Consider the following 20,733-nt stretch of genomic DNA (forward strand, 5'->3'; position numbering starts at 1 on the left):
TACGGCCGCTCAGCCCGCCGCGGCGAGCTGACCGCAGGCGCCGTCGATCTCCTGACCACGGGTGTCGCGGACGGTCGTCGGCACGCCGTGCGACTGGAGCCGGCGGACGAACTCCCGCTCGTCCTCCGGGCGGGAGGCCGTCCACTTGGAACCCGGGGTCGGGTTCAGCGGGATCAGGTTGACGTGCACCCGGTGGTTCTTGATCAGCCGGCCGAGCAGGTCCGCCCGCCACGCCTGGTCGTTGATGTCCTTGATCAGCGCGTACTCGATGGAGATCCGGCGGCCGGACTTCTCCGCGTAGTTCCAGGCCGCGTCCAGCACCTCGGCGACCTTCCACCGGGTGTTCACCGGGACCAGCTCGTCGCGCAGCTCGTCGTCCGGCGCGTGCAGCGACAGCGCCAGGCGGCAGCTGAGGCCCTCGTCGGCCAGCCGGTTCATCGCCGGGACGAGGCCCACGGTGGAGACGGTGATGCCGCGCTGGGACAGGCCGAAGCCGTCCGGCGCCGGGTCGGTCAGCCGGCGGATCGCGGCCAGCACCCGGTTGTAGTTGGCCAGCGGCTCGCCCATGCCCATGAAGACCACGTTGGACAGCCGCGCCTCGCCGCCCGGGATCTCCCCGGCCTTGAGCGCGCGCATCCCGGCGGCGATCTGCTCGACGATCTCGGCGGTGGACAGGTTGCGGGTCAGCCCGGCCTGGCCGGTGGCGCAGAACGGGCAGTTCATGCCGCAGCCGGCCTGCGAGCTGATGCACATGGTGACCCGGTCGGGGTAGCGCATCAGCACCGACTCGACGAGTGTGCCGTCGAACAGCTTCCACAGCGTCTTGCGGGTGGTGTCGTCGTCGCAGGACACGTGCCGCACCACCGACATCAGCTCGGGCAGCAGGCTCTCGGTGAGCTTCTCCCGGCTGGCGGCGGGGATGTCCGTCCAGCCCGCCGGGTCGTTCGACATCCGGCCGAAGTAGTGGTTGGAGAGCTGCTTGGCGCGGAACGGCTGCTCGCCCAGCTCGGCGACGGCCTCCTTGCGCTCGGCGGGGCTCAGGTCGGCGAGGTGTCGCGGGGGCTTGGCGCCGCGCGGCGCGACAAAGGTGAGTTCTCCGGGCTTAGGCATGGTTGTTCCAGTGTCGCAGACGCGCGGAGGCCCCGGACGCCGGGCGTCCGGGGCCTCCGCGCGGAAGCGGGTCCGCGGGTCAGCTTCCGACGAAGGCGGCCAGCAGCAGCCAGACCACCGGGGCGGTCGGCAGCAGCGAGTCCAGCCGGTCCATGATGCCGCCGTGGCCGGGCAGCAGGGTGCCCATGTCCTTGATCCCGAGGTCGCGCTTGATCATCGACTCGCCCAGGTCGCCCAGGGTCGCGGTGACCGCCGCGCAGCCGCCCAGGATCAGGCCCTGCCACCAGCTGCCGTCGTCGATGATCAGCTGCATCAGCAGGGCACCCGCCAGCATCGACAGGCCGATGCCGCCGGCCAGGCCCTCACGGGTCTTGCCGGGGCTGATCGTCGGGGCCAGCTTGGTCCGGCCGAACTTGTAGCCCACCGCGTAGGCGCCGGTGTCGCTGCAGATCGTGACGATCAGGAAGAGCACGATCCGCTGGGGACCGTCGTCGGCGGCCAGCATCATCGCCACGAAGGTCGCCAGGAACGGCACGTAGAAGGCGGTGAACACGCCCGCCGTTATGTCCCGGAGGTAGTTTTCCGGCGGCTGGGCCATCCGCCAGACCATCACCGCCAGCCCGGTCAACGCCAGCGAGGCGGCGGCCCACTGGACGCCGGCCCAGTAGCCGCAGGCGACCATCGCGACGCCGCCCACCACGAGCGGGACCAGCGGGGCCTTGATCTGCTTGCGCTCGGCGAGCCGGGTGGTCAGCTCCCAGCTGCCGACCGCCACCGCGGCCATCACGACGAACAGGAAGAGCGCCTTCACCACGAACAGCGAGGCGACGATCACCACGCCGAGGCCCACCCCCACGCCTATGGCGGCCTGGAGGTTACGGCCGCCGCGCTGCTTGCGCGGCTCCGGCTGCGGGGCGGGCTGGGCGGCCACTGGTGTCTCCTGCCCTGGATGGGACGACGGCACGTAGGGGGGCTGCCCGGCCGCCCGGTGGCTCTGCGGCGGCGCGGGATGCACCGGAGCCCCCGGGTGCGGCGGAACGCCGTGGCCGGGGGCGGAGGGGGCGTCGTCGGTTATCGCGCGCAGCACGACCGTCTCCGACGCGCCCGGCGGCGTCGGCTCGGGCCGCTCGTCCCGGAACAGCGGGCCACCGGACAGGCGGCCGGCCTCCCGGGCCTGGTCCGCTGCCGGGTCGGCCGACCGGCCGGGGCCCGACGGCCGTCCGGGCGCCGCGTGCCGGCCGGGGGCCGACGGCTGACCCGGAGCCGGGTACTGGCCGGGCGCGCCGGGGTGCGGGCCGGGATCGGCCGGTACGGGAGGCATGACCTGAGTCTCCTCCGCGTCGCCGCCCCAGTACACCGGAGGCTGCTGCGAGTGATCCGAACGGAGGCCCTCGGCCTCCGGGACGCCACCCGGCGCACCCTGGTGGGCGGCGGCCTGGCCGCCCGGGTGGCCGGGGTGCCCCGGGAGGGGCCGGCCCCGGTCCGGCGCCGGCTGCTCGCCGTACCCCGGCGCCGGGTGGGCCGGGGTACGGGGTGCCTGCGGCTGCGGCGCCGGACGGTAGGGCTGGAACTGCTGGTCGGACGGGCCCCAGTAGCCAGGGGCGTCAGGGGCGTCGTTCATCAGACTTCGAGCAGCTCGGCTTCCTTGTGCTTCAGCAGCTCGTCGACCTGGGCCACGTACTTGGCCGTGGTGTCGTCGAGCTCCTTCTCGGCACGACGGCCGTCGTCCTCGCCGACCTCGCCGTCCTTGACCAGCTTGTCGATGGCGTCCTTGGCCTTGCGGCGCACCGAACGGATCGAGACCTTGGCGTCCTCACCCTTGGTGCGGGCGATCTTGATGAACTCGCGGCGGCGCTCCTCGGTCAGCTCGGGCAGCACCACCCGGATGATCGAGCCGTCGTTCGACGGGTTCACGCCCAGGTCCGAGTCGCGGATCGCCTGCTCGATGGCCTTCAGGGCGGTCTTGTCGAACGGCGAGACGACCGCCATCCGGGGCTCCGGCACCGAGAACGAGGCCAGCTGGTTGATCGGCGTCACGGCGCCGTAGTACTCGGCGACGATCTTGGCGAACATCGCCGGGTGGGCACGGCCGGTGCGGATGGCCGCCAGGTCGTCCTTGGCGACGACGACGGCCTTCTCCATCTTCTCCTCGGCTTCGAGGAGGGTCTCTTCGATCACTGTGATCTCCCTGTCCGGTTCATCTGCTGTTGTCCCGACCGGTGTCGGCATCGGGGCCGGTCACGGCGGACGCCGTCCCGTACGGCTGGCTGCTGCTCAGGCCCGGACAGAATCCTGGCTGATGAGTGTGCCGATCTTCTCACTCTTCACCGCACGCGCGATATTGCCCTCCGCCAGCAGTTCGAAGACCAGCATCGGGAGGTTGTTGTCCTTGCACAGCGTGATCGCGGTGAGATCGGCGACCTTGAGGTCGCGCGCGATGACCTCGGAGTACTCCAGCGCGTCGAACTTCACCGCGTCCGGGTTGGTCCGGGGGTCGGAGTCGTAGACGCCGTCCACGCCGTTCTTGCCCATCAGCAGGACGTCGGCGTGGATCTCCAGGGCGCGCTGGACGGCCGTGGTGTCGGTGGAGAAGTACGGCATGCCCATACCGGCACCGAAGATCACCACACGGCCCTTCTCCAGGTGCCGGACGGCGCGCAGCGGCAGGTACGGCTCGGCGACCTGGCCCATGGTGATGGCGGTCTGGACCCGGGTCTCGATGCCTTCCTTGACCAGGAAGTCCTGCAGCGCCAGGCAGTTCATGACGGTGCCGAGCATGCCCATGTAGTCCGAGCGGGCCCGGTCCATGCCACGGACCTGGAGCTCCGCGCCACGGAAGAAGTTGCCGCCGCCGATGACCACCGCGACCTCGGTACCGGCGCGGACGACCGTGGCGATCTCGCGGGCGATCGCGTGCACGACGTCCGGGTCGACGCCGAGCCCGCCACCACCGGCGAAGGCCTCACCGGACAGCTTGAGCAGCACCCGGCGGCGCGAGCCCGCCTTCGGGTCCTGCGCGGTCTCCTGCGTCTCCTGCATGGACTTCTCCTTTTTGCACCTGCTGGCTCACAGGCCTGGGTGTGCGGGTACCCGGCCTGCGCGTACACGCGAGGAGGCCACTGCCGCGGGAACCGGTTCGGTGTCCTGCACGGCAATGGCCTCCTCGTCGTTCATGGTGCCGAAGCGGCCCGCCCATGGACGGTTGGCGCTGGGTGAGCCCGTTCGGCGTTCCGCCCGCCCTGGTCAACGGGCGGGGGCGGTTCCCAGCCTAGAGGGGCCGGGGACCAGGTGGAACGTGGCTCAGGCGCCGACGCGGAAGCGGGCGAAGCGCTTGAGGGTGACGCCGGCCTCGTCGAGGACCTTGGCGACGGTCTTCTTGTTGTCCTTCGCGAAGGCCTGCTCCAGGACGGAGTTCTCCTTCACGAAGCCGGTGACGCGACCCTCGACGATCTTCGGCAGGGCGGCCTCCGGCTTGCCCTCCTCGCGAGCGGTGGCCTCGGCGACGCGGCGCTCGTTCTCCAGCTCCTCGGCCGGGATGTCCTCGCGGGACAGGTACTTCGGCGCGAAGGCGGCGATGTGCTGCGCGACGTCCTTGGCGACCTCGGCGTTCTCCTTGTCCAGCTCGACCAGGACGCCGACGGCCGGCGGCAGGTCGGGGCTGGTCTTGTGCAGGTAGACCGCGACGAAGCCGTCACCGTCGAACTGGGCGAAGCGACGGAAGACGATCTTCTCGCCCAGGGTCGCGTTGGCCTCGTCCACGAACTGCTGGACGGTCTTGCCGGCCTCGATCTCGGAAGCCAGGGCGGCGTCCAGGTCGGCCGGGGCGCTCTTGGCGACGTGGGCGGCGATCGCGTCGGCGACCTCGACGAACTTGTCGCCCTTGGCGACGAAGTCGGTCTCGCAGTTCAGCTCGACCAGGACGCCGGACTTCTTGTCCTCGGCGATCAGCGCGGCGACGGCGCCGTTGGAGGCGTCGCGGCCCTCGCGCTTGGCAACGCCCTTCTGGCCCTTGATGCGCAGGAGCTCGACGGCCTTCTCGACGTTGCCCTCGGCCTCGTCCAGGGCCTTCTTGCAGTCCATCATGCCGGCGCCGGTGAGCTCACGGAGCTTCTTGACGTCCGCGGCGGTGAAGTTCGCCATGGTGTGAATCTCTTCTCGCGTCTCGCGTGTCTGCGTGGGGATGCGCCGGGACCGATGGTTCGGCCCCGGCGCGGGAGAGAGGGGCACCCGCCGGTGTCGTACCGGCGGGTGCCCCTCACCCTTGGTACGTCAGGCCTGCTCGGCCGGCGCCTCGGCGGCGGGAGCCTCGGCGGCGGCGGGGGCCTCGGCGGCGGCGGGGGCCTCCTCGGCCTTCTTCTCGCCCTCGATGAGGTCCTTCTCCCAGTCGGCCAGCGGCTGGTCGGCGCCCGGCTCGGCCTTGGTGTCGCCCTTGGCGACACCGGCGCGGGCCTTCAGGCCCTCGGCCACGGCGTCGGCGATCACGCGGGTCAGCAGGGTGACGGAGCGGATCGCGTCGTCGTTGCCCGGGATCTTGTAGTCGACCTCGTCCGGGTCGCAGTTGGTGTCGAGGATGGCGACGACCGGGATGTTGAGCTTCCGGGCCTCGCCGACCGCGATGTGCTCCTTCTTGGTGTCCACGATCCAGACGGCGCTGGGAACGCGCTGCATGTCGCGGATACCGCCGAGGGTCTTCTCCAGCTTGTCGTGCTCGCGCTGGAGGACCAGGAGCTCCTTCTTGGTGAGGCCGGAGCCGGCCACGTCCGAGAAGTCCAGCTCGCCGAGCTCCTTGAGGCGCTGCAGACGCTTGTAGACGGTCGAGAAGTTGGTCAGCATGCCGCCGAGCCAGCGCTGGTTCACGTAGGGCATGCCCACGCGGGTGGCCTGCTCGGCGATGGCCTCCTGGGCCTGCTTCTTCGTGCCGACGAAGAGGACGCTGCCGCCGTGGGCAACGGTCTCCTTGATGAACTCGAAGGCGCGGTCGATGTAGTTCAGCGACTGCAGCAGGTCGATGATGTAGATGCCGTTGCGCTCGGTGATGATGAAGCGCTTCATCTTCGGGTTCCAGCGGCGGGTCTGGTGACCGAAGTGGACGCCGCTCTCCAGCAGCTCCCGCATCGTGACGACGGCCATGGCCGTTCTCCTCAGGTGTTACGGCCCGACTGCGGCGGCCCCGCGGGGGTTTCCCGTTGGGCGATCGCCTACGGCCGGGTCAGGCTCGGTTTGTCCGTGGCGGCCAGGTGACAGCCACGCCTGACGCCCCGATCGTGCCGAGCCGCTTCCACCCGCTCGGTCCGGGGACCGGTCGGGCTCGGCGGACCGAGCGGCACTCGCACCTGGCGGGGCTGCGGACGAACCGCGTCCGACCGCCGGTGGCGGGGCGTGCGAAGTCGACCCGGTGGACCGGGTCGCGTGTGAAGTGTACGGGAAGCGCCGAGCGGCGAGCGACTTCACGGGCGCCGGAGGGCCCGCGGCCGGGCTACGGCCGGGGTCTGGCCGGGGTGTGGCCGGAACCGCTGCCGGGGCTGCGGGCAGAACCGCTGCCGGGCTGGGAGGGCCGGTGGGGAGCCTGGGAACAGCTGCGGCGGGCGGAGCCGCGGAGGGCGGAGAGTGGCGGCCGACCGGTCGGCGGCCTGCCCGTGGACCGGTCCTCGTATGCCGTTTGTACACCGGATGGCGGCGTCCGTACACCCGTCCGGGGGATGGCGCAGGGAGACGGGGGCGGTTTGTCCACAGGAATCCTGAAGTGGGTGGTGTGGGAGGCGCGGGACGACCAGCCTCGGGGCATGACTGGGCGCAGTGCGGTTCGAGGCGAGGTTCGAGGCGAGGTTCGCGGCGGGGTTCGAAGCGGGGTCCGCGGCGGGGTTCGAGGCTGGCTTCGAAGCGGGAATCGAAGTCGAAGTCGGCGGGCGTGCACCGGGGTGGTTCTGGGGGTGACGCTCACCCTGGTGGGTGTCGTGGGGGTGCCGGGGGCGGGATGGGCGGCCGAAGGTGCGCCGGCTGGAGGTGACGGCTCTTCCCGGGGTGCGGCGAGGGCCTGGCCGGTGGGCGGGCCCGACGGGGTGGTGGGGCGGTTCGACCCACCGGCGAAGCCCTGGGCGGCCGGGCACCGGGGTGTGGACCTCGCCGCCGCGCCCGGGGTGGAGGTGCGGGCCGCGGCCCCCGGGGTGATCACGTTCTCCGGGCTGGTGGCGGGACGGCCGGTGGTGACCGTCTCCCATCCCGGTTCCGGGACTCCCCCGCTGCGGACCACCTACCTGCCCGTCACCGGCACCCTCCCGGTCGGCACCGCGGTGGCCGCCGGGCAAGTGGTCGGGCGGCTCGCCCCGGACGGACGGCACTGCCGGGCGCGCGACTGTCTGCACTGGGGGCTGTTGCGCGGCGGCCACTACCTCGATCCGCTGGCCCTGTTCGGCGCCGGCCGGGCCCGCCTGCTGCCGCTGGGCGGCGGGGGGGCATAGGCCGGAGGCGTAGGCCGAGGGCATGGACGCGAGGGCGTAGACGCAGGGGCTTCAGGGGGCAGCTGGTCGGAGCCCGGCCGCGGTTCAGCCGCGGTCGAGGCCGTGCAGCGCCAGGGCGACGGCGGCGTCGGCGACCGCCTCGGCGGATTCGACCGGACACCCCCCGCGGTCCCCCGCGGCGACCTGCTCGGCCCGGCGGACGGCCGCCTCCACCACTCCCTGCAACAGTGCCGCGGCGAGCCTGGGCTGCTCGTGACCGAGGTCCTCCAGGGCCTGGACGACCAGCCCGACGAGTCCCGCGTGCGCGGCCCGGATGCGCTCGCGCGCGGCCTCATCGAGTTCCACCGCCGAGATGGCCACCACCGCGCGGTGCCTCGGGTCCCCGGCCAGTGCCAGCTGGCCCCGGACGTACGCCTCGATCCGCCCGGCGGCGGTGTCGCAGCTCGCCATCCCGGCCTCGATCTCGGCCGCCCAGAGCGGGAAGTCCACCTCGCACAGCGCCTCGACGACGGCGGCGCGGGAGCGGAAGTACTCGTAGACCGAGGAGCGCGCCAGCCCGGTGCGGGCCGCGAGGGCGGGGAAGGTCAAGGTCTCCATGCCGCCCTCGACGAGCAGGGTGCGGGCAGCGTCGAGGAGGGCTGCCCGCTGCAGCTGGCGATGCTCGGCCACCGTGGCCGCTCGGATCTTCGGCACGCTCCCACTGTACGGAGCCCTACCTGCGGCCGATACGGCGCCGCGCATTCAGGCGAGGGGCGGGCCCGCAGGGCGGCCCGGGCACCGGCTACCGGATGTCCGAGAGCTTGGCGCGCAGCTGGAGGACGGACTTGGTGTGGATCTGGCTCACCCGACTCTCCGTCACCCCCAGCACCTGTCCGATCTCGGCAAGGGTGAGGCCCTCGTAGTAGTAGAGCGTCACCACGGTCTTCTCCCGCTCGGGGAGGGTGTTCACCGCCTGGGCCAGCAGTCTGCGCAGCTCGCGGTCCTCGGCCACCTCGACCGGGTCGTCCGCGCCGTGGTCCTCCAGGGTGTCCATCAGGCTCAGCCGGTCGCCGCCCTCCCCCACGGGGTGCAGCAGCTCGTCCAGGGCCACCACGTTGGCAAGCGACAGCTGACTGAAGATCGCGTGCAGGTCCTCGATCGCGATGCCCATCTCGGCCGCGACCTCGGGCTCGTGCGGCGTCCGGCGCAGCCGGGCCTCCAGCGTCGCGTACGTCCGTTCGACGGCTTTCGCCTTCTGCCGCACCGAGCGGGGGATCCAGTCCAGGGCGCGCAGCTCGTCGATGATCGCGCCACGGATGCGGCTGATCGCGTAGGTCTCGAACTTGATGGCGCGGTTGATGTCGAACTTCTCGATCGCGTCGATCAGGCCGAAGACTCCGGAAGAGACGAAGTCGGCCTGCTCCACGTTGGAGGGCAGACCGACACCGACCCGGCCCGCCACGTACTTGACGAGTGGTGAGTAGTGCAGGATCAGCTGCTCCCGCAGCCGCTGGTCGCCGGTCACCTTGTACGAGCGCCAGAGCTCTTCGAGCGCGCTGCGCCCCTGGGCGCCGGTGTCCCGGGCGGCCGAGCCTGCGCCCTCGCCCTTGTCCTCGCCTGCCCCTTCCCGGCGGAGCCGGGAGACGGGCGGGGAGGTGGCGTCCGGCGCGGGGGCGCTCGATGGCAGCCGGGGGGCGCGCTCGACGGCAGCACCGCCGGGCGCGTCCGCCTCGACGACCGCCCCGGCACCGTGCGGCGCCCCGGTGCCGTGCGCCGGCTCGGCGTCCGGTGCCGCGCCGGGGTGAGCGGCGTCGGCGCCGGGCGCGGTGTCAGCGCCGTGGGCGGCGTCAGCGGCATGCGCGGCGTCAGCGGCATGGGCGGCGTCAGCGCCGGGCGCGGCGTCGACGTCCCTGGCCATGTCGGCCGGCTGCCCCGGCACCACCGTCGGCCGGCCGCCCTGGCGCGACAGGCCTCCCATCGTCCCCGCCGACTTGGGCGGGAACTCGGTCACGGGGCGCCGCTCGGTGCGCGGCCCTCCCGAGGACCGGGCGCCACCGGTCACTCTGTGTCCGGGAATGTGTGTGGGCATACGTGGGTCTGCGCCGTTCTGCCGAGTCATGTGCTGATAGGGAAGGCAGGTGGAGCGTAGCGTGACCGACTCGCTGCAAAGCGCTACCGCCACTCGGTCGTCCCTCGATCCGGTGGCCTCGGCCCAGCGGATCCGGCCACACGAGCGGAAGGACCGGATCAGCTGGTCAGCCGGACCGTCCCGGCCCGCCTCCCCCGGGCGCACCCGTGTTCGCTTCTCCGACGATCACCTCCTCCGCACCACGCGCCAGTGCGCACCGTGCCGCTCCACGAAGCCGAGCGAGACCAGCTCGTAGAGCCGCTGCAGGACTTCGTCCGGCGGGAGCCCGGACTGGCGGGCCAGTCGCTCGACCGGAGCGCCCTCCGCCGTGGCCGGGACGGCCTCCAGGACCCGGGCCACCGCCGGCTCCAGCAGGTCACGCGGCAGCACCGGGCCGCTTCGCTGCGGAGCCAGGTCGTCCCCGATCGCACCGACCAGCTCGGTGATCTCGGTCGCGTCGGTGACCAACGTGGCGCCTCCGCTACGGATCAGGGCGTGCACCCCGGCGGAGAGCTCCGAGGTGACGGGGCCGGCCACGCCCATGGTGTGGCGGTTGAGGTCGCGCGCCCGTCTGGCCGTACTCAGGGCTCCGCTGCGCAGGGCCGCCTCGACCACCACGGTGCCCCGGGTCAGTGCTGCGATGACACGGTTCCGGAGCACGAAGCGGAACCGGTTCGGATGCTCCCCGGGCGGGAGTTCACTGACCAGCAGGCCTTGGACGCCGATCCGCCGGATCAGTGCGGCGTTCCCCTTCGGGTAGGCCACGTCGACCCCGCAGGCGAGCACGGCGACGGTCATCCCGCCGACGGCCAGCGCCCCGCGGTGGGCCGCCGCGTCGATCCCGTACGCGGCTCCGGACACCACGACCCAGCCGCGCTCGGCCAGCTGGGCCGAGAGCTCGCCCGCGACATGGGCGCCGTAGGCCGTGCAGGCCCGCGAACCCACCACCGCCACCGAGCGGAGGGCGAGCAGCCGCAGTGAACCGGTGCCGGTGGTCCAGAGGCCGATCGGGCGTCCGTCGCCCAGGTCGTCCAGCTGACTGGGCCATTCGGTGTCCCCCGGAATGATGAAGCGTCCACCGGCGTCCCGTACCCGTTTCAGGTCGTCCGCCGGGGCCAGGCCTGGGAGCCGTGCCTGGTAGCCGGCCAGCCGGGCGGAGTCCAGCCCGGGATGGTCGGGGACGGTGCCGTCCCGGATCGCCCGGACCACCTCCACGGCCGGGAGTCGATCGAGCCAGCGGCCGACCACCGCGTCGCCCGGTTCGCTGAGCCGGCTGAGCAGGACCCTGGCGAGACGCTCCGGTTCCTGCCCGGCCGACGGGCCGGTGGCGGCCGGGCTTGCCGCTCGGGATTCCTGGGGTGCCTGCGGTGCCTGGGGTGCCCGAGCCGCGTCTCCTCCCAACAGCTGGTTCATGCCGCCTCCTCGTCGTTCGCCGGGGGTTCCGTTCCCGCTTCGGGCCGGTCGTCGTCCGGGCCGCTCCGGCGCTGGGCCGGGATGCTGCCGAGCCGGCCGGGAACGCGCCCGGAGAGCGGGAGCCCCTGCTCGACGCCGGTGCGCAGGACCAGGGCGGTACGCACGTCCTGTTGGTCCGGTCGGTCGCGGCCGGCCAGATCGGCGACCGTCCAGGCGACCCTCAGCACCCGGTCCAGGCCCCGGGCGGTCAGCAGGCCGCGTTCCAGCTGGCGCGCCGCGTCGTTGAGCGCGCCGGCCCCGAGCTGCCAGCGGGTCCGCAGCTCGTGGCCGGGCACTTCTGCGTTGGTCCGCCAGGGGGTGTGCTCCAGCCGGGCCGCCGCGCGTTCCCGTGCGGCCAGCACCCGGGCCGCGACGGTCCCGGTGCTCTCCGCCGTGGCGTCCCGCTCCATGAGCTCGATCCTGGTCACCGGGGCGACCTGGACCTGGAGGTCGACCCGGTCCAGCAGCGGCCCGGAGAGCCGCCCCTGGTACCGGCTCACCATGGCCGGGGTGCACTCGCAGCCCTCGCCCCGCCGCGAGTACCGGCCGCACGGACAGGGGTTCGCCGCCAGGCACAGGAGGAACCGGGCCGGGAGCCGGAGCGATCCGGCCGAACGGGCGATCACGACCTCGCCCGACTCCAGCGGCTGGCGCAGCGCGTCGAGCACCCGCACGGGGAACTCGGGGGCCTCGTCCAGGAAGAGCACGCCCCGGTGGGCGAGGGACACCGCCCCGGGTCTCGGCAGGCCGCTCCCGCCGCCGACGATCGCGGGCATCGTGGTGGAGTGGTGCGGGGCGCAGTAGGGCGCGGTGGCGATCAGCGGGCGCCCGGCCGGGAGCAGGCCCGCCACCGAGTGGACGGCGGTGACCTCCAGCGCCTCCTTCTGGGTCAGCGGCGGGAGCAGCGAGGGCAGCCGCTCCGCCAGCATCGTCTTGCCCGCGCCCGGCGGGCCCTTGAGGTAGATGTGATGCCCTCCGGCGGCGGCGATCTCCAGGGCTCGCCGGGCCTCGTACTGGCCGGCCACGTCGGCCATGTCGAGGCGCAGCGCACGGTCGTCGGGCAGGCCCCGGACTCCCGCGCTGGGGAGCATCAGGCCGGCCATCAGCGGATCCGGACGGCCGCCGATCGGGTCGGGCGGCTCCTCCGGTTCCGCCGCCCCGGTCAGCACGGCGACGAGCTGGCGCAGACTGCGGACCCCGATCACCGTCACCCCGGGAACGAGCGAGGCCTCGGGCGCCGTCTGCTCGGCGACCACGACCCGTTCGTACCCGGCGTCGGCGGCGGCCAGCACCGACGGCAGCACCCCGCGGACCGGCCGCACCCGGCCGTCCAGCCCCAGCTCGCCGATGAGCAGCAGGTCGGCGATGGCGGAGGGGTCGAGCCGCTCGGCCGCGGCCAGCACGGCACAGGCCACCGCGAGGTCGAAACCGCTTCCGCTCTTGGGGACCGAGGCGGGGCTGAGGCCGACGGTCAGTTTGCGCTGCGGCCAGGCCTCCCCGCTGTTGCAGATCGCGGCGCGGACCCGGTCGCGGGCCTCGGTGAGCGCCTTGTCGGGCAGGCCGACCAGGGTGAACGCGGCCACCCCGGGCTCCAGATCGGCCTGGACCTCGACGATCACTCCGTCGACCCCGACCAGCGCGACGGAACAGGTGCGGGCGAAGGCCATCTCAGACCACCCCCCGCAGGTGGTCGACCAGGGCCGCACCCCGCGCCCGGTTGACCACGGCAACCAGGTCGATCCGCACCCCTCCCGGTGGGGCGGGCGGCCACTGCGGATCGGATGGCCCGGGGTCGTACCCGGGTCCGGCCAGCCGGGCGAAGTGCCCGGGCCAGCGTTCGGCCAGCCAGCGCTCGGCGAGCCGTTGCAGCCGGGCGGCCTTGACCCGGTCGATGGCCTCGCTGGGTTGTTGGAAGCCCCGCTCGGAGCGGGTCTTCACCTCGCAGACGGCGACGGTGTCGCCGTCGAGGGCGACGATGTCCAGCTCGCCCTCGGCGCAGCGCCAGTTGCGGTCGAGGATGCGGAGCCCGGACTCCGCGAGGTGACGGGCGGCGACCCGCTCCCCGTAGCGGCCGAGCCCGCTCCTGGTGCTGCGGTCCGGCTCGGCTCCGACGTCCGCCCCGGTTGCGGCCGTGTTCGGTACGGCCTGGTCCTGCACGATGGTGTTCTGCACGGTGACCACCTCCGCCGAGGAGGCTGCACCACCGTGCGCGCCGGAGTCGGGAAATTCCGTTTCCCTGTGGATAACTCCGGCCTGTGGATAACTCTTGTCACCCGCAGGGGTGAGAAGCCCCCGTCGGGCGAAATTCGGCTGGACAACGCGGGACGGAGTCGTCCAACGTCAGTTCCCGAAGCCGGACTCGTCCGAGGGCAGCTCCAGATCGCTCTTCGCGAGTTCCTCGATGTTCACGTCCTTGAAGGTCAGCACCCGGACCTTGCGGACGAACCGGGCCGGCCGGTACATGTCCCAGACCCACGCATCCGCCATCGACACCTCGAAGAACACCTCGCCCTGGACCGAGTGCACCTGCAGCTCGTAGTCGTTGGTGAGGTAGAACCGTCGCTCGGTCTCGATCACGTACTTGAACAGGCCGACGACGTCCCGGTACTCCCGGTAGAGCTTGAGCTCCATCTCGGTCTCGTACTTTTCGAGATCTTCGGCACTCATCCAGGCGTCCCCTCAACTTGTCACGTCCACCCATTGTGGACCACCGCACCCACGCTCAGAGCCGTACCGGATCGACCGGCGGGCCCTCCGCCAGCAGTCGCCCCAGGAAGTCCGCCAGTCCGGCCGGATAGACCGTCTCGGCCGTCCCGCGCAGTTCCTCGACCGTCCACCAGCGCGCCGCGAGCAGCTGGGCGTGCTCGTCCTCGCCCATGCCCGTGTGGTCCAGACCCGTCTCCGTGGTCCGGGCGAGGTGGAACCACTGCTCCTGCTCGTAGCGCTTTCCCCGAAAGGAGAACGACACCGTGCCGTACGCCACCAAGGGCCCCAGGTCCACACCCCGCAAGCCGGTCTCCTCCGCGAGCTCCCGCTCGGCCGCCTCGCGCACGTCCTCCCCCGGCTCCAAGCCGCCCCCGGGCGTGAACCACCACGTCTCGTCGGGCACCGCCGGGTCGGCGCCCAGGAAGAGGAGGATGCGGTCCAGCCCGTCCAGCAGCAGGATCCGTGCGGCCCTGCGACGCTGTGCAGTCATGGCAGCGCTCCACGCTCCTTCCGTTCGCATCGGTGGCGCTACCGATCCTGCCACCCGGCGCGTCCGTCCGGGGCGATGTTCGGCAGAGCGGGCCGACGGGCGACGGCCCCGGTCAGGAGCTGCGCCCCCGGCGGATCCGGCGCGCCAGGCCCGCCACCCCGCCCACCGCCGAGGTCACGACGATCAGCGCCGCGCCCGCGACGCTCGCGTAGGCGGCCGGCGCCAGCGGCCCGGGCCCGGTGGCCTTCGGGCCCGCGAAGCCGTCGAAGGCCGTGGTCCGGTCCAGCAGGCCGGTCCGGCCGAAGGGCAACAGGGTGGCCTCGACCCTGGCCTCGACCTCGGTGGCCGGGACGGTCCCGCCGTCGACCTCCAGGTGCGTGCGGGAGTCGAGCGAGCCGACCCGGTTGTCGCCGAGCAGGAACAGTCGTCCCTCCGGCACCGTCACGCTGAAGGACTCGCCCTGGCGGCCCTGGCTCGCGAGGTACGGCTCGTCCACCGGTTTTCCGTTGACCGTCAGCCGGTGGTCGTCCGCGGTGGTGGCGACGGTGTCACCGCCGACCGCGACCACCCGCTTGACCATGAGCTCTCCGCCCCAGGCCTGGTCGCGGAAGACCACCACGTCGCCCCGGCCGATGGCGCCGCCGTCGGTCGTGCGGGCGAGCACGGTGTCGCCGGCCTGGAGCGTCGGGTGCATCGAGGGGGTGGGGATCTTGTACGGCCGGTAGTCGACCGCGATGAGGGCGAAGCCGCCGATCATCATCAGCAGCCCGAGCGCGAGCGCGATGCCCTGCAGTACCGCGGCGAGCCTGCGGCCGGGCCGGGCCGACGCCTCCGGATGGTCGGCCGACTGTTCCACGACACTGCTCATCGACACCGTCCACCTCTGGCCTACCGGAGAACACCACTGGCACGCCGGTGGCTCGGGCGCGAACGCCGACGGGCCGTGGCACGTCCGAGCAGATTACTCGTCGGTACCACGGCCCGCGCAAGAGTCGGGGACGACCAGGTGGAGCTCAGGACTCCCTCCGGCGCTCCTTCCGGTTCCGCACCCGACGCACCAGCGGAAGCAGGGCGACGGCACCCACCGCACCGACCGCGGGGGGCGCGACCGGCAAGGCCGCCGCCAGGCCCTTCTGGTCGAAGGTGTCCGGCACCGGGAGCGTGGACCAGTGGCTCACCGGCCAGGCCACCACGAAGGCCCGCCCGATCACGTTGTCCACCGGCACCGTTCCGCCGCCCGGCTGGTCCATGTGGAAGCGGGAGTCCAGCGAGTCGGCGCGGTGGTCGCCCATGACCCAGATCCGGCCGTTCGGCACCTTCACCGGGCCGAAGGGCTGGGTCCCGCAGGGGGTGTTGCCCGAGTAGATGTACGGCTCGTTGAGGGCGACGCCGTTGACCTTGACCGGCCCGTCGTCCTTGCATTCGACGGTGTCGCCGCCGACCGCGATGACCCGCTTGATCAGGTCCTTCTCGTTGGCGGACGGCATCAGCCCGACGAAGCTGAGCACGTCCTGGACGCCGCGGACGAAGGAGTTGCTGTTCTGCGGGGTCGGCTCGTCGTTCAGCCAGCCGCCCGGGTCGTGGAACACCACGACGTCACCGCGCTCGGGCTCGGATCCGAACCAGGGGGTCAGCTTGTCCACCAGCACGCGGTCGCCGACCTGCAGGGTGTTCTGCATCGACTCGGACGGAATGGAGAACGCCTGGACGAAGAAGGTCTTGATCACCAGCGCGAGGATCAGCGCGATGCCGATCAGGATGGGCAGCTCCTTCAGGAAGGAGCGCTGCTTGCGCGGCTTGGCCGGAGCCTCCGAGCCCGACTCGTCCACCTGCTCGCCCTCCGGCCGCTGCGGCTCCGAAGGGCGGTCCGCCCCGGTGCCGTGCTCGTCGGCGTTCTGGGCGGCCGCGTCCTCGACCGCCGCCGACGGTGCCGAGGACTCGGCGGCCCGGTTCACCCGGCCGCCCGGGCCCTCGGGTTCCCCGGCGCCTGAGCGGGCACCGATCACCAAATCCCCCACAACGTCTCCTCCCTGCTGTGCGGACGCCCGCGCGCCCGCGCTCAGAGTGCCGCACAGCGGGCACCACGCTCGCCACGACCGTGAACGCCTCGGGGTTGCCCACGGCGGACTTCCCTGACACCAACCCGGCCTCGACGCACAGCCGGGACCACTCCCGGCCGCACCTGCACTTCTCTATCACTCCAGGGCACCCGGCTCGCGGTTCCACACGCGCTGTCCGGCCGTCCAACGGCCGGAGCGGCTCACTTCGGAGGCCGCCCCGGCCGGCGAAAGACGAGCGGAAGGATGCCCAACACACCCATAACGAGCGGAGGTTCCGTTGGAACCGGCCCAACGCCCATCGATTCCGGCGTAGTTCCACCGGGCTGCGACGCCGCAGTGAGAGAGGAGAGTGAACTCGGCTCATCGAGTTGATGGAAGCGGCCCAGCGGCCAGGCGATCACGAACGCGCGACCGACCACGTCGGTCAGCGGGACGGTGCCCTGCCCCGGATTGCCCATGTGGAAGCGGGAGTCGGCGGAGACGTCCCGGTGGTCACCCATGACCCATAGGCGCCCCTTCGGCACCGTCACCTTGAACGGCTGCCGGGAGGGCGGGTTGCCCTGCGCGAGGTACGGCTCCTCCACCGGGTGGCCGTTGACGGTGAGCCGCCCCTGCGGGTCGCAGCACTCGACGGTGTCCCCGCCGACGCCGATCACGCGCTTGATCAGGTCCTGTTCGTTGTCGGACGGCAGCAGTCCGACGAAGGTCAGTGCCTGCTTGGCGCCGCCCAGTACCGGACCGTCGTGGGACGGCTTGCGATCGCTCTCCAGCCAGCCACCCGGGTCCTTGAACACCACCACGTCGCCGCGCTGCGGCTCACTGCCGAACCAGGGGGTCAACTTGTCCACCAGCACCCGGTCCCCGACCTGGATGGTCTGCTCCATCGAGCCCGAGGGGATCACGAACACCTGGATCATGAAGGTCTTTATGACCAGCGCCACCAGCAGGGCCACCAGGATGATCAGCGGGAATTCCCGCAGCAGCGAGCGCTTGCGACGGCGGGCCGCCCGCCGGGCACTGCGACGGCGCTCGGCGCGGCCGCGGACCGGTGCGACCGACGCGGCCGGCTCGGCGGGACGCGCGGAGTCCATGGGGTCGACGGAACCGACGGGACGGACGGGACCGGCCCCGACCGGATCCGCCCCGCCCTCGCGCCCGCCCGCAGCTCCCCCCGGCTTCGGCTCCGGGGCCGACCGGTCGGTGGCCCGCCCCCTACCCCTGGTGCCCATGACCACCCGTTCCCGCGACCGCGGTGAAGGCCGAGGGCCGGTCCAGTCCGGTCAGGCGCGAGAACGGGTACACCACCCAGTCCGCCCGCCCGATCACCTTGTCCTCGGGCACGAAGCCGCCGCCGGGCTCCCCGAGGTGGTCGCGCGAGTCCCGGGAGGCGCTCCGGTGGTCGCCCAGCACGAACAGCTCGCCGCGCGGCACCACGACGTCGAAGGCCACGTCGGACGGCTGGTCGTCCGGGGCCAGGTAGGAAGCCTCGTCCACCGGTACGCCGTTGACGGTGAGCGGCGCACCCGGGCCGGTGCTCCGCACCCGGTCTCCGCCGACGCCGATCACGCGCTTGACGTAGACCGTGTCCCCGGCCGGGACCAACCCGAGGTCCCGGCCGACCGAACGCACGTTGTCCCAGAACCCCGGCTGCTCGGCCGACTCGGGGAGGAAGGAGCCCGTCCCGTCGAAGACCACGATGTCTCCCCGCTGGGGGTGGCCGCCGAAGGCGTAGGCGAGCTGGTTGGCGATCAACCGGTCGCCGGGCTGCAGGGTGTCCTCCATCGAACCGGAGGGCACCGTGAACGGCCGGGCGACGAACGCGTTCACCAGGAGCAGGGCCGCCAGGCAGATCCCGGCCAACAGCAGCAGGTCCCGGGACCGCGAACGCCCGGGCTCCTCGTCCTCGTCACCCTTCTCCGCGGCCTCGACCTGCTCATCGGGCTGCTCCGCGGGCCGACCCGCGGGCTGGTCCTCGGGCCGACCCGCGGGCTGGTCCTCGGACCGGTTCTCACCCTGCCCGGGCACCGAGCCGTCGCCCGGCGGCACACCGTCGCCCGGCACTGGAACGCCGCCCGGCGTCGCCTCCCGTTCCGGGGACGGCTCCGGCCCGGAAACGACCGCGGACCGCGACAGCGAGTCCGCACCGGTGGGTACGGGACTGCCGTCGCGGTCCGCGGGTGGTTCGTGCGTGCTCATCGGGCGCTGAGCTTACCTTGCGGTGGGCCGGGCCTTCTGAGCGCTCTGATCCCCCGGCATGGCCGGGGGCCGGTGGATCAGCGGTCGCGCTTCTCCTTGATCTTCGCGGCCTTGCCGCGGAGGTCACGCAGGTAGTACAGCTTGGCGCGGCGAACCGCACCGCGGGTCACGACCTCGATCTTCTCGACGACCGGGGTGTGCACCGGGAAGGTGCGCTCCACGCCGACGTTGAAGCTGACCTTGCGAACGGTGAAGGTCTCACCGACGCCGGCGCCGTGGCGGCGGATGACGACGCCCTGGAAGACCTGGACACGGGAGCGGTTGCCCTCGATGACCCGGACGTGAACCTTCAGGGTGTCACCGGCGCGGAAGGCCGGGATGTCGGTGCGCAGCGAGGCCGCGTCGACAGCAGCGAGCTTGTTGCTCATGTTGCTCTCCATCGCAGGCGCCACGGGCCGCCCACGGAAGTTCGTCACAATGGGGTCTGCTGCGGGCCGCATCGGCTGGCGGCGATCCCCCCGTGGCGGGGGCGCCGGTCCACGTGCTCCCTACGGAAGGGAACCAGCGACAGACAGCAGCGGCCTATTCTTCCACACCACCGGCCGCGGACCGAAATCGGCCGAGCTCCTCGTCCCAGGCCAGGCCCAGGGCGCTGAGCGCCGCCCGGTCCTTCTTGTCGAAGGCGCCGTACTGCCAGCGTCCGACCAGGTCGGGCCGGTTGGCCAGGGTGCGGGCGAAGGCCTGCTCCCGACGCCAGCGGGCGATCTTGCCGTGGTTGCCGCTGAGCAGCACCTCCGGCACGGTCCGGCCGCGCCATTCGGCGGGCTTGGTGTAGACCGGGCCCTCCAGCAGGTCGGCCATCGCGCCCGGAGCGAAGGAGTCGTCCCGGTGGGACTCGGCGTTGCCGAGCACGCCCGGCAGCAGCCGGGCGATCGCCTCGACCATCACCAGCACCGCGACCTCGCCGCCGGCCAGCACGTAGTCGCCGATCGAGGCCTCGACCACCGGCATGCGGGTGGCCGCCTCCTCGATCACCCGGCGGTCGATGCCCTCGTACCGGGCGGGGGTGAACGCCAGCCAGGGGCGGCCGGCCAGTTCCTGGGCGAGCTCCTGGGTGAACGGGCGCCCGCTCGGGGTGGGCACGACCAGGGTCGGCACCTCGCCCGCCGGCCCGCCGGCCACGACCGCGTCCAGCGCCTCGCCCCACGGCTCGGGCTTCATCACCATGCCGGGGCCGCCGCCGTACGGGCTGTCGTCCACCGTGCGGTGCACGTCGTGGGTCCATTGGCGCAGGTCGTGGAGGTGCACGTCCAGCTGACCGCGGGCCCGGGCCTTGCCGACCAGCGAGATGTTCAGCGGCTCCAGATACTCCGGGAAGATCGAGACGACGTCGATCCGCATCCCGGACCGGACACCAGGGACCGCACCGGCACCCGCACCGGCCCCGGCTCCGACTCCGACTCCGGCTCCGGCTCCGGCTCCGGCACCCGAACCGGCATCGGCACCCGCTCCGACATCGGCACCCGAACCGCCGCCAGCGCCCTCGCCGTGACCGGCGCTCCCGGGGGTCTGCTCGACGGTCACTCCGACTCCTCCGGCTCCTCCGCCGCGTTGCCGACGACCTCGGCCTGGTCGGGGTCGATCAACCCGGCCGGCGGGGTGATCACGGCCCGCTGGTTCTCCAGGTCGATGGTCGGCACGATCTGGGTCACGAAGGGCACCAGCACCTCCGTCCCGTCGGCCTTCCTCACCGTGAGCAGGTCCTGGTACGGCAGGTGGACGACCTCGGTCAGCTCACCGACCGGGGTGCCGTCGAGCAGCACCACGTCGAGGCCGATCAGCTGGTGGTCGTAGTACTCCTCCGGGTCCTCCGGACGCTCCTCCGGGTCGACCTCGGAGATGAGCAGGGTGCCCCGCAGCGCCTCCGCCGCGTTGCGGTCCTTGACGCCGGCGAAGCGCAGCAGCAGTCGGCCGCTGTGGACCCGGCCGGACTCGACGGTCAGCGGTCCGGCCGAGGCGGGATCGGTGAGCAGGACGGCACCGGGGCCGAGCCGGAGTTCCGGCTCGTCGGTGCGGACCTCGACACTGACGTCCCCCCTGATGCCGTGGGCGCGGCCGATCCTGCCGACGACGAGCTGCACGGTGATCGTTCTC

21 protein-coding genes are annotated in these 20,733 nt (G+C 72.5%); 1 reads left to right on the forward strand and 20 read right to left on the reverse strand.

Annotated features, from left to right (window positions below; genetic code table 11):
* Positions 1 to 9: 9 nt before the first annotated feature.
* The 6 genes from rlmN to rpsB all read right to left on the reverse strand — a co-directional run bounded on the left by rlmN (position 10) and on the right by rpsB (position 6,240).
* Complete coding sequence (gene rlmN / locus ACZ6Z8_RS33630; RefSeq protein ID WP_465613831.1) at positions 10 to 1,110, reverse strand: dual-specificity RNA methyltransferase RlmN; 1,101 nt, start codon at positions 1,108 to 1,110, stop codon at positions 10 to 12.
* 79 nt (positions 1,111 to 1,189) lie between these two features.
* Entirely contained in the window at positions 1,190 to 2,431 is a 1,242-nt protein-coding gene (locus ACZ6Z8_RS33635; RefSeq protein WP_465613877.1) for a phosphatidate cytidylyltransferase, read from the reverse strand.
* A 299-nt stretch (positions 2,432 to 2,730) separates the two neighbouring features.
* Complete coding sequence (gene frr / locus ACZ6Z8_RS33640; protein ID WP_380417258.1) at positions 2,731 to 3,288, reverse strand: ribosome recycling factor; 558 nt, start codon at positions 3,286 to 3,288, stop codon at positions 2,731 to 2,733.
* 96 nt (positions 3,289 to 3,384) lie between these two features.
* Positions 3,385 to 4,149: a UMP kinase gene (pyrH, locus tag ACZ6Z8_RS33645; RefSeq protein ID WP_030056790.1), complete on the reverse strand. Its 765-nt coding sequence runs from the start codon at positions 4,147 to 4,149 to the stop codon at positions 3,385 to 3,387.
* Positions 4,150 to 4,410: 261 nt separating this feature from the next.
* On the reverse strand, positions 4,411 to 5,250 hold the full coding sequence (gene tsf, locus ACZ6Z8_RS33650) for a translation elongation factor Ts (protein ID WP_402827898.1): 840 nt from the start codon (positions 5,248 to 5,250) through the stop codon (positions 4,411 to 4,413).
* A gap of 129 nt (positions 5,251 to 5,379) precedes the next feature.
* Positions 5,380 to 6,240 (reverse strand): 30S ribosomal protein S2, encoded by an 861-nt coding sequence (rpsB, locus tag ACZ6Z8_RS33655; protein ID WP_465613832.1) that lies wholly within the window; start codon positions 6,238 to 6,240, stop codon positions 5,380 to 5,382.
* A 911-nt stretch (positions 6,241 to 7,151) separates the two neighbouring features.
* On the opposite strand from rpsB, the gene ACZ6Z8_RS33660 reads away from it, so the two are divergent.
* Positions 7,152 to 7,568: a peptidoglycan DD-metalloendopeptidase family protein gene (locus ACZ6Z8_RS33660; RefSeq protein ID WP_465613833.1), complete on the forward strand. Its 417-nt coding sequence runs from the start codon at positions 7,152 to 7,154 to the stop codon at positions 7,566 to 7,568.
* 84 nt (positions 7,569 to 7,652) lie between these two features.
* On the opposite strand, the gene ACZ6Z8_RS33665 is transcribed toward ACZ6Z8_RS33660, so the two are convergent.
* From ACZ6Z8_RS33665 to rimM, 14 genes are all read right to left on the reverse strand, one after another.
* On the reverse strand, positions 7,653 to 8,237 hold the full coding sequence (locus ACZ6Z8_RS33665; RefSeq protein ID WP_465613878.1) for a TetR/AcrR family transcriptional regulator: 585 nt from the start codon (positions 8,235 to 8,237) through the stop codon (positions 7,653 to 7,655).
* A gap of 112 nt (positions 8,238 to 8,349) precedes the next feature.
* A complete protein-coding gene (gene whiG / locus ACZ6Z8_RS33670) occupies positions 8,350 to 9,234 on the reverse strand; it encodes an RNA polymerase sigma factor WhiG (protein ID WP_465613879.1) in 885 nt (294 codons plus the stop codon).
* Positions 9,235 to 9,861: 627 nt separating this feature from the next.
* Positions 9,862 to 11,088: a DNA-processing protein DprA gene (gene dprA, locus ACZ6Z8_RS33675; protein ID WP_465613834.1), complete on the reverse strand. Its 1,227-nt coding sequence runs from the start codon at positions 11,086 to 11,088 to the stop codon at positions 9,862 to 9,864.
* Positions 11,085 to 12,794: a YifB family Mg chelatase-like AAA ATPase gene (locus ACZ6Z8_RS33680; protein ID WP_465613835.1), complete on the reverse strand. Its 1,710-nt coding sequence runs from the start codon at positions 12,792 to 12,794 to the stop codon at positions 11,085 to 11,087. Before ACZ6Z8_RS33680 ends, dprA begins: the two co-directional genes overlap by 4 nt.
* A 1-nt stretch (position 12,795) precedes the next feature.
* Complete coding sequence (locus ACZ6Z8_RS33685; RefSeq protein ID WP_465613836.1) at positions 12,796 to 13,299, reverse strand: YraN family protein; 504 nt, start codon at positions 13,297 to 13,299, stop codon at positions 12,796 to 12,798.
* Positions 13,300 to 13,467: 168 nt separating this feature from the next.
* A complete protein-coding gene (locus ACZ6Z8_RS33690) occupies positions 13,468 to 13,794 on the reverse strand; it encodes a DUF2469 domain-containing protein (RefSeq protein ID WP_030056781.1) in 327 nt (108 codons plus the stop codon).
* 55 nt (positions 13,795 to 13,849) lie between these two features.
* Positions 13,850 to 14,323 carry an NUDIX hydrolase gene (locus ACZ6Z8_RS33695; RefSeq protein ID WP_465613837.1) on the reverse strand — a complete coding sequence of 158 codons (474 nt, stop codon included), beginning with the start codon at positions 14,321 to 14,323 and terminating at the stop codon, positions 13,850 to 13,852.
* 112 nt (positions 14,324 to 14,435) lie between these two features.
* Positions 14,436 to 15,191 carry a signal peptidase I gene (gene lepB, locus ACZ6Z8_RS33700; RefSeq protein ID WP_465613838.1) on the reverse strand — a complete coding sequence of 252 codons (756 nt, stop codon included), beginning with the start codon at positions 15,189 to 15,191 and terminating at the stop codon, positions 14,436 to 14,438.
* 145 nt (positions 15,192 to 15,336) lie between these two features.
* Positions 15,337 to 16,341, reverse strand: a complete 1,005-nt coding sequence (gene lepB / locus ACZ6Z8_RS33705; protein ID WP_465613839.1) for a signal peptidase I — start codon at positions 16,339 to 16,341, stop codon at positions 15,337 to 15,339.
* Positions 16,342 to 16,583: 242 nt separating this feature from the next.
* Complete coding sequence (gene lepB / locus ACZ6Z8_RS33710; protein ID WP_465613840.1) at positions 16,584 to 17,474, reverse strand: signal peptidase I; 891 nt, start codon at positions 17,472 to 17,474, stop codon at positions 16,584 to 16,586.
* Between the two features lie 121 nt (positions 17,475 to 17,595).
* Positions 17,596 to 18,579, reverse strand: a complete 984-nt coding sequence (lepB, locus tag ACZ6Z8_RS33715; protein ID WP_465613841.1) for a signal peptidase I — start codon at positions 18,577 to 18,579, stop codon at positions 17,596 to 17,598.
* A 77-nt stretch (positions 18,580 to 18,656) separates the two neighbouring features.
* Positions 18,657 to 19,007: a 50S ribosomal protein L19 gene (gene rplS / locus ACZ6Z8_RS33720; RefSeq protein WP_030243502.1), complete on the reverse strand. Its 351-nt coding sequence runs from the start codon at positions 19,005 to 19,007 to the stop codon at positions 18,657 to 18,659.
* A 154-nt stretch (positions 19,008 to 19,161) separates the two neighbouring features.
* The gene (trmD, locus tag ACZ6Z8_RS33725; protein ID WP_465613842.1) at positions 19,162 to 19,980 is read right to left on the reverse strand and encodes a tRNA (guanosine(37)-N1)-methyltransferase TrmD; all 819 of its coding nucleotides are present in this window, start codon (positions 19,978 to 19,980) and stop codon (positions 19,162 to 19,164) included.
* Positions 19,981 to 20,159: 179 nt separating this feature from the next.
* Entirely contained in the window at positions 20,160 to 20,720 is a 561-nt protein-coding gene (gene rimM, locus ACZ6Z8_RS33730) for a ribosome maturation factor RimM (RefSeq protein WP_465613843.1), read from the reverse strand.
* Positions 20,721 to 20,733 lie beyond the last annotated feature (13 nt).

The sequence above is a fragment of the Kitasatospora sp. NPDC101108 genome, assembly GCF_055584725.1.

Coding starts and splice junctions, on each gene's coding strand:
- ACZ6Z8_RS33690 (WP_030056781.1), bottom strand. CDS start 13,794: ATGAGTGCCGAAGATCTCGAAAAGTACGAGACCGAGATGGAGCTCAAG.
- dprA (WP_465613834.1), bottom strand. CDS start 11,088: ATGAACCAGCTGTTGGGAGGAGACGCGGCTCGGGCACCCCAGGCACCG.
- rplS (WP_030243502.1), bottom strand. CDS start 19,007: ATGAGCAACAAGCTCGCTGCTGTCGACGCGGCCTCGCTGCGCACCGAC.
- lepB (WP_465613841.1), bottom strand. CDS start 18,579: ATGAGCACGCACGAACCACCCGCGGACCGCGACGGCAGTCCCGTACCC.
- lepB (WP_465613840.1), bottom strand. CDS start 17,474: ATGGACTCCGCGCGTCCCGCCGAGCCGGCCGCGTCGGTCGCACCGGTC.
- ACZ6Z8_RS33635 (WP_465613877.1), bottom strand. CDS start 2,431: ATGCCTCCCGTACCGGCCGATCCCGGCCCGCACCCCGGCGCGCCCGGC.
- trmD (WP_465613842.1), bottom strand. CDS start 19,980: ATGCGGATCGACGTCGTCTCGATCTTCCCGGAGTATCTGGAGCCGCTG.
- tsf (WP_402827898.1), bottom strand. CDS start 5,250: ATGGCGAACTTCACCGCCGCGGACGTCAAGAAGCTCCGTGAGCTCACC.
- rlmN (WP_465613831.1), bottom strand. CDS start 1,110: ATGCCTAAGCCCGGAGAACTCACCTTTGTCGCGCCGCGCGGCGCCAAG.
- ACZ6Z8_RS33695 (WP_465613837.1), bottom strand. CDS start 14,323: ATGACTGCACAGCGTCGCAGGGCCGCACGGATCCTGCTGCTGGACGGG.
- ACZ6Z8_RS33680 (WP_465613835.1), bottom strand. CDS start 12,794: ATGGCCTTCGCCCGCACCTGTTCCGTCGCGCTGGTCGGGGTCGACGGA.
- rpsB (WP_465613832.1), bottom strand. CDS start 6,240: ATGGCCGTCGTCACGATGCGGGAGCTGCTGGAGAGCGGCGTCCACTTC.
- lepB (WP_465613838.1), bottom strand. CDS start 15,191: ATGAGCAGTGTCGTGGAACAGTCGGCCGACCATCCGGAGGCGTCGGCC.
- pyrH (WP_030056790.1), bottom strand. CDS start 4,149: ATGCAGGAGACGCAGGAGACCGCGCAGGACCCGAAGGCGGGCTCGCGC.